Here is a 6,151-nt window from a genome sequence, read left to right as displayed (position 1 = left end):
CGCAAGGCGAGCGAGGGCGCTATCCATCGATGTGTTGATGCGCCCGACCTGCAGGCTCACCGCATCGGCCATCTGGCGCACTTCACCCTGCAAGGTGTCGACTGGAGTCGAGAGGCGGGCAAGCGAGGCTTCGACCGACCGGACCTGTGCGCTTGCGCGCGCGACCGTTCGGCCCAGAAGGCCCGACAGCAGGAAGAGCAGGGCTGGCGCGCCGGCAAAGATGGCAATTCCGGCCAGCTGGGCGGGGCTGAGCGCGCTGAAATCGTCAATCACGAAGCCGGAGAGATACGCGCCCGATCCACCGAGCCACAGGGCGGCGCAGGCTGCACCCGCAAAGGCGATCCAGCCGCCGCCGCTGGACGCGCGAGCCGGAGCCGCTGGCGCAGACGCCTGTGCACGGGTGACGGGCACGCCATGGTCAGACGGTTCAGTCAGAATGGCAGGCGCCGGCGTAGCCGTCGTTGCGGTCCTGGTGGAATTGGCGGCGGAGGTGTCGTCTGCAGGCATTATTCGCCCCGGTCACAGCACTGGAATGGCACGCCGACTGCAAAGCCGGCAGCAAGCAAGTGTTCTAGGGCGAGACGGAGGAAAATTAAAGCCGCAAGACCGGCAGGGCGGGTGCCGATGGCAGGTGGCGCGGCGCGCTGACACAGTCAGAGGCCGGTTGCACCGCGGCCGGGCGCACAATGAAGACCAGAGAGCCATCCGCGCTGCGGACCTGTTCGACATGGACTTCCGAGGCCAGGAAATGCAGTCCCGCATCGTCGGTCACCAGGCTGGCTTCCTCGACGCTCTGCTGGCGCACGGCAGGAGCGCAATCTTCCACCCGGTCGTAACCGATGCCGACGACCGCGAGAACGGCGCCTGCAATCCAGTGGAGTATGTCGATAGCCATGCTGAACATGTCTGGTCCCTGTCCCTGACACCAGCTTATGACGCCTGCGGCCACGCGGCTCAAGGCATTTGGGGCGTTCTTGGGATGAAATCTTTGTAAGGTTAAGGCGCCTTGTCGGGTTTTGGCCTTGCCTTCGGGCGGGCCAGCGTTGATCGTGTCGCTGGAACCTGCGGGGAGGCACGAACCATCCATGAAATCGGCACCGGTTGCATTTTCTGAGCGTCATCAGAGCCTTGACGTGCTGCGCGGCGTCGCGGTGCTTGGCATCCTGATGGTCAACATCCCGACCTTCTTCATGTTGCCGGAGGCCTACCAGTTCCCGCCGGCCGATCCGGGCTTCGATGCTGCGGCCGCACAGGCCTGGCTTTTCGTGCATGTCTTCTTCGAGATGAAGTTCATCACGATTTTCTCTGCCCTGTTCGGCGCAGGCATATTGCTGATGACGGGGGACGGGCCTGATTCCTCCACCAAGGTTCACTATCGCCGGATGCTCTGGTTGCTCGCTTTCGGGATGGTGCATGCCTACGTGCTCTGGTTCGGTGACATTCTCGTTTCCTATGCCGTCTTCGGCATGATTGCCGTGCTCTTCCGCAAGATGAGCGTTGGAAAACTCATATTCTGGGGCCTGTTCTGGATCGTCCTGACGGGCTTCCTGATGGTTGGCCTCTTTGCATCCTTCATGCTGATGCCCGGCGAGATTGACCCGGCCATGGTCGGCATGGCGCAAAGCCCGGAAGCGACCGCGCGTATCGTCGCGGCCTATCAGGAAGGCAGTGCCGGACGGTGGGGCCATAATGCACTGATGGCCCTGCTGGGACAGCTGACCGGTTTGTCCTTCTTCGGCGGACGCGTGATCGGGGTGATGTTCCTCGGCATGGCGCTGTTCAAGTCGGGATTCCTGACCCTGCAATGGGGCGCGGCGCGCTATGCCATTCTCGCCGTCGTCTGCCTCGTCATCGGCCTGCCACTTGGCTGGTATGGCGGTGAGCATGCAGTCGCCGACAATTTCGATCTGCGGGGCATGTGGCTGCACGCCGCAACGGCCTATGTCTCCAGCCTGATCGTGGCTCTCGGCTATGCCAGCCTCGTCATGTTCATCTGCAAGCTGCCGGTGCTGGCGCTGCTGCGGGTGCCGTTCGCTGCGGCCGGGCGGATGGCTTTCACCAACTACCTCACCCAGACAATCACGCTGGTGATCCTATCCACCGGCACGATCGGCTTTGGTCTCTACGGGACGCTGGGCCGTGAGGAACTCATCCCCATCGTGCTGATCATCTGGGCGGTGCAGCTTGTCGTATCGACCATCTGGCTCAGCCTGTTCCGGTTCGGTCCGTTCGAATGGCTGTGGCGTTCGCTGACCTACTGGAAGCTGCAACCCATCACCAAGCCGCGTGCATGAGCACTGTCAGGCCGGGCGATAGCTTCGCCGTCTATGGTCTGTTGCGAAAGGGCGCCTCCTTCGGGCTCGAGCAGGCCTTCAGGCCGCTCGGGCCCTGCCGCATCCCCGGCGTTATCCACGATCTGGGCGGCTATCCGGGCCTAGTCGCGGGCGAAGGAGAGGTCGTGGGCGAACTCTTTGAGGTCGTCGATGCAAGCGTCATCGCGCAGCTCGACGCTTTCGAGGAATATGATCCGGCGGCTGAACATGCGTCGCGCTATCTGCGCCGGCGTTTGCGTTTGCTGGCGCCTGAAGCCGATGCCTGGGTCTATGTCTGGAACCGCCCGGTGACGGGCTTTCCCCGTGTCGGGAATGGCGACTGGTTGGACTGGGCGCAGCGCGTTCAGCCCTGGAGATAGTCGGCGCGTACATCCACGCTGGACCGTTTGCCGACATGGACATGACAGGTGTCCAGCCAGTCCTTCGCCGCCTGCCGCCCGGCATCGCGAAGTCCGGTCAGGAAGCGCCAGCTCGTGTCGTACTTGCTCGCTGCGGAGTATTGCTTCAGGCCCTCATCGGCGCGGATGGCGTGGACGTGCAGATTGCGAAAGCCTGCCTTGGCCGGGTCTTTCAGCAGATCATCCTCAATCAGGCGTTTGACGAAGGCGACCGCGCGCAATTCAGCCATCAGGGATGCATTGAACGTGATCTCGTTGACCCGGTTCATGATGTCATCGGCAGCCTTGGGCGTGCCGGGGCGATTGAGGGGGTTGATATGCACGATCAGAAGGTCGTCGGGCGTGTTCTTGTAGAAGAGTGGCCAGAGCGCCGGATTGCCAGTAAAGCCGCCATCCCAGTAAGGCTTGCCATCAATTTCCACCGCCTGCCGGATGAAGGGCAGGCAGGCGGAGGCTAGCACCGCGTCAGCGGTCACGCGCTCACCGGAAAATATCTCTGCCCTGCCAGTGGTTACGCAGGTTGCGGTCACGAACAGCGAGATTGTGCTCTGGTTTCGCAAGCGGTCAAAGTCGACCTGGGCTTTGAGAATGTCTTTCAGCGGATCGAGATTGAACGGGTTCAGATCATAGGGGCTCGTCAGCCGCGAGAAGGCATCGAAAAACGGCGCAAGGCGAAGGAGTGCGCTGCTGGGCAGCATCGGACGAAACGCTGCGCCCCTGTTCGACACCGCCTGCCAGAACGCTTCAAGGCTGGCGCGTGCACCCTCAGGCCCGTTATCGAGCCAGCCATGGGTCAAGGCGACGGCATTCATTGCGCCTGCGCTGGTGGCCGTAATGGCGCCGGGCGTTATGCGGCCATCTTCCAGAAGCGCATCGAGGACGCCCCAGGTGAAGGCGCCATGTGCGCCGCCGCCCTGAAGGGCCAGGGAAACAGGCTGGCTGCGCGCCGGCATCAGGCGGCGGTCCAGCCACCCTCGACCGGGAAGGCTGCACCATTGGCCGATGCGCCAGCGTCCGAGACGAGGTAGAGCAGAAGGCCGGTCAGATGGTCGTATTCGACAAACTTCTTCGTCGGCTGCGCGCTCAGCATCACGTCACGCACCACTTCCTCCTCGGAAATGCCGCGCGCCTTGGCGGTGTCGGCAATCTGGCTTTCCACCAAGGGGGTGCGCACATAGCCCGGACAGATCGCATTGCAGGTGATGTTGGCTTCGGCGACTTCGAGGGCCACCGTCTTCGTCAGGCCGACGACGCCGTGCTTGGCCGCGACATAGGCCGACTTGAAGGGAGAGGCGACCAGCCCGTGCGCCGAGGCGATATTGATGATGCGCCCCCGGCCAGCCTTGCGCATCAGTGGCACGGCATGACGGATGGTATGGAAGCACGAGGTGAGGTTGATCGCGATGATCGCATCCCACTTTGCGACAGGCAGTTCCTCGATTTTCGCAACCTGCTGGATGCCGGCATTGTTGACGAGGATATCGAGCCGGCCGAACGCGCGGTTCGTCTCGGCGATCAGGTCTGCGATTTCGTCAGCTTCGAGCATGTTGGCGCCGTGAAAGGCGGCCTTCACGCCGAAATCGTCCTCGATCGCCTTGCGGGTGGTCTCGATCTCGCCAGCATCGCCCAGACCATTGAGCATGATGTTTGCGCCGCAGGCGGCGAGCCCGCGCGCCAGTGCCAGTCCGATGCCGGAGGTCGAGCCGGTGATAACCGCGACCTGGCCGCTCAGGTCAGCCTTCAGACCGCCCATGATACTCTCCCTGGCCGTAACGGCCGCTTGCATGGATTTGTTGCGGTGCAAAAGAGGCTTTGCGGCCTTTTTGTCAAGGGCTGGCGGTGATGCCTAGCCCTTCTTCAGGGGCGGTTGGGGGCGCGTGAAGAGGAGCCGGTCCGGTTTTGAGCCTTTGGCATCATGGCGGTAGCCATTGACAGCGAAACGGGTCAGCGCTTGGGGGTCTTCTACACGGTTCTCGATGATCCAGCGGGCCATCATGCCGCGTGCCTTCTTGGCATAGACCATGAGCGCGCGAAGCTGGCCGTCTTTTTCTTCCTTGAAGTCGACAGTGATGACACGCGTCTTCATCTTCGGCAGGCGTGCGGCCTTGGAATATTCGTTGGAGGCGAGGTTGACGATGACCGGGTGGGCATGCCCCTCCAGCGTGCGAGTCAACTCTGCGGCAATGTCATCGCCCCAGAAATCATAGAGATTGGCGCCCTTCTTCGTTTTCAGGCGCGTGCCCATTTCCAGCCGGTAGGGCTGGATGGCATCCAGTGGCCGCAATGCGCCGTAAAGCCCCGACAGGATGCGCACATGATCCTGTGCCCAGTTGAGGTCGTCCGCCTTGAGGGTGCCTGCGTCGAGGCCACGATAAACTTCGCCGGCAAAGGCCAGCGCAGCGGCCTTGCCGCCCTCGCTTGCCGGGTCAAACGCCTTGAAACGTTCGACATTCAGCTCTGCCAGATCGTCGGAAATGTCCATGAGCTGACGCAATTGCGTGCGCGAAAGCTTCGCGGTTGTCTTCGACAGTTCGGCCGTGCGTTTGAGAAGCGCCGGACGGGTTGTCTCGAGTTCAGGGCGGGCCGGTTCAAAGTCGAGCTGTTTGGCCGGGGACAGAAGGACAAGCATGAAAGGTCAGCCTCGCAGGGACGGTCAGTGAGCGTTTCTATCGAAATAGGGAGATTGCTCCGGCATTGCCAATAGCGGATGCAGGTCAGCTTGCGTCGAGCCCCGTCAGAATGCGCGGATTCATGATATTGTTCGGGTCCAGCGTCGCCTTGATTGCGCGCATGATCTCCACTTCGACGGGCTTTCGGGCCTTGAGTTCGGACTGTTTCAGGATACCGATGCCATGCTCGGCAGAAATCGAGCCATGGTGCTTGTCGACAAGGTCATAGATGAGGCGGGTTGCCGGCGCGGCGCGGGCGATAAACTCTTCCCCGGCACCCGGCTCGCGAGCGGCGAGGTTGAAGTGGACATTGCCGTCGCCGACATGGCCGAAGGCGATGACGCGCGAGCCATCAATCATGGCTTCGGCCTGATCTGTCGCTTCCCGCATGAAGGCTGCCATGCGTGAGACCGGCACCGATACATCATGTTTGGCGGCCTTGCCGTGGGCTTTCTCACCTTCTGGAATGTTTTCCCGCAACGCCCAGAATTGCGCGGCCTGGGCTTCGGACTGGGCGATGGCCGCGTCCTCTACAAGTCCGGCTTCGAAGGCGCTTTGCAGGGCAAGTTCCATCAGGATCGCGGCGCGTTCAGGTTCAGCGCTGCCGAGCTCGATCAGGACGAGCCATTCGGGGTTACCTTCCAGCGGTGAGCGGGCGCCGGGCAGGTGGGTGCAGACCAGTTCCATCGCAAAGCCGGAAATGAGCTCGAACGCGCTGACAGCGCCTCCCGTCTGGTCTTTCAGATGGGAA

At 62.3% G+C, this 6,151-nt stretch carries 8 protein-coding genes; 2 read left to right on the top strand and 6 right to left on the bottom strand.

Going from position 1 to position 6,151, the window contains the following annotated elements:
* Together ACTS2Z_RS09610 and ACTS2Z_RS09605 are read right to left on the bottom strand one after the other, a co-directional pair.
* Nucleotides 1–507, bottom strand: a 507-nt coding sequence (locus ACTS2Z_RS09610) for a hypothetical protein (RefSeq protein WP_442572995.1), incomplete at its 3' end; no start/stop codon positions are given.
* A gap of 85 nt (nt 508–592) precedes the next feature.
* On the bottom strand, nt 593–904 hold the full coding sequence (locus ACTS2Z_RS09605) for a hypothetical protein (RefSeq protein WP_442572994.1): 312 nt from the start codon (nt 902–904) through the stop codon (nt 593–595).
* A gap of 181 nt (nt 905–1,085) precedes the next feature.
* On the opposite strand from ACTS2Z_RS09605, the gene ACTS2Z_RS09600 reads away from it, so the two are divergent.
* Together ACTS2Z_RS09600 and ACTS2Z_RS09595 are read left to right on the top strand one after the other, a co-directional pair.
* Nucleotides 1,086–2,294 carry a DUF418 domain-containing protein gene (locus ACTS2Z_RS09600; protein ID WP_442572993.1) on the top strand — a complete coding sequence of 403 codons (1,209 nt, stop codon included), beginning with the start codon at nt 1,086–1,088 and terminating at the stop codon, nt 2,292–2,294.
* Entirely contained in the window at nt 2,291–2,692 is a 402-nt protein-coding gene (locus ACTS2Z_RS09595; protein ID WP_442572992.1) for a gamma-glutamylcyclotransferase family protein, read from the top strand. Before ACTS2Z_RS09600 ends, ACTS2Z_RS09595 begins: the two co-directional genes overlap by 4 nt.
* On the opposite strand, the gene ACTS2Z_RS09590 is transcribed toward ACTS2Z_RS09595, so the two are convergent.
* From ACTS2Z_RS09590 to ACTS2Z_RS09575, 4 genes are all read right to left on the bottom strand, one after another.
* Nucleotides 2,677–3,684: a patatin-like phospholipase family protein gene (locus ACTS2Z_RS09590; protein ID WP_442572991.1), complete on the bottom strand. Its 1,008-nt coding sequence runs from the start codon at nt 3,682–3,684 to the stop codon at nt 2,677–2,679. The two genes, ACTS2Z_RS09595 and ACTS2Z_RS09590, sit on opposite strands and share 16 nt — an antisense overlap.
* Nucleotides 3,684–4,484: a 3-hydroxybutyrate dehydrogenase gene (locus ACTS2Z_RS09585; RefSeq protein ID WP_442572990.1), complete on the bottom strand. Its 801-nt coding sequence runs from the start codon at nt 4,482–4,484 to the stop codon at nt 3,684–3,686. Before ACTS2Z_RS09585 ends, ACTS2Z_RS09590 begins: the two co-directional genes overlap by 1 nt.
* 93 nt (nt 4,485–4,577) lie before the next feature.
* Complete coding sequence (gene yaaA, locus ACTS2Z_RS09580) at nt 4,578–5,360, bottom strand: peroxide stress protein YaaA (protein WP_442572989.1); 783 nt, start codon at nt 5,358–5,360, stop codon at nt 4,578–4,580.
* Between the two features lie 85 nt (nt 5,361–5,445).
* On the bottom strand, nt 5,446–6,151 hold a 706-nt coding region (locus tag ACTS2Z_RS09575), incomplete at its 5' end, for an FAD-binding oxidoreductase (protein WP_442572988.1).

Origin of the sequence: Glycocaulis sp., assembly GCF_052168375.1 — a bacterium.
In the GTDB taxonomy this organism is placed as follows: Bacteria; Pseudomonadota; Alphaproteobacteria; order Caulobacterales; family Maricaulaceae; genus Glycocaulis.
This window is presented reverse-complemented; position numbering and strand designations above follow the sequence as displayed.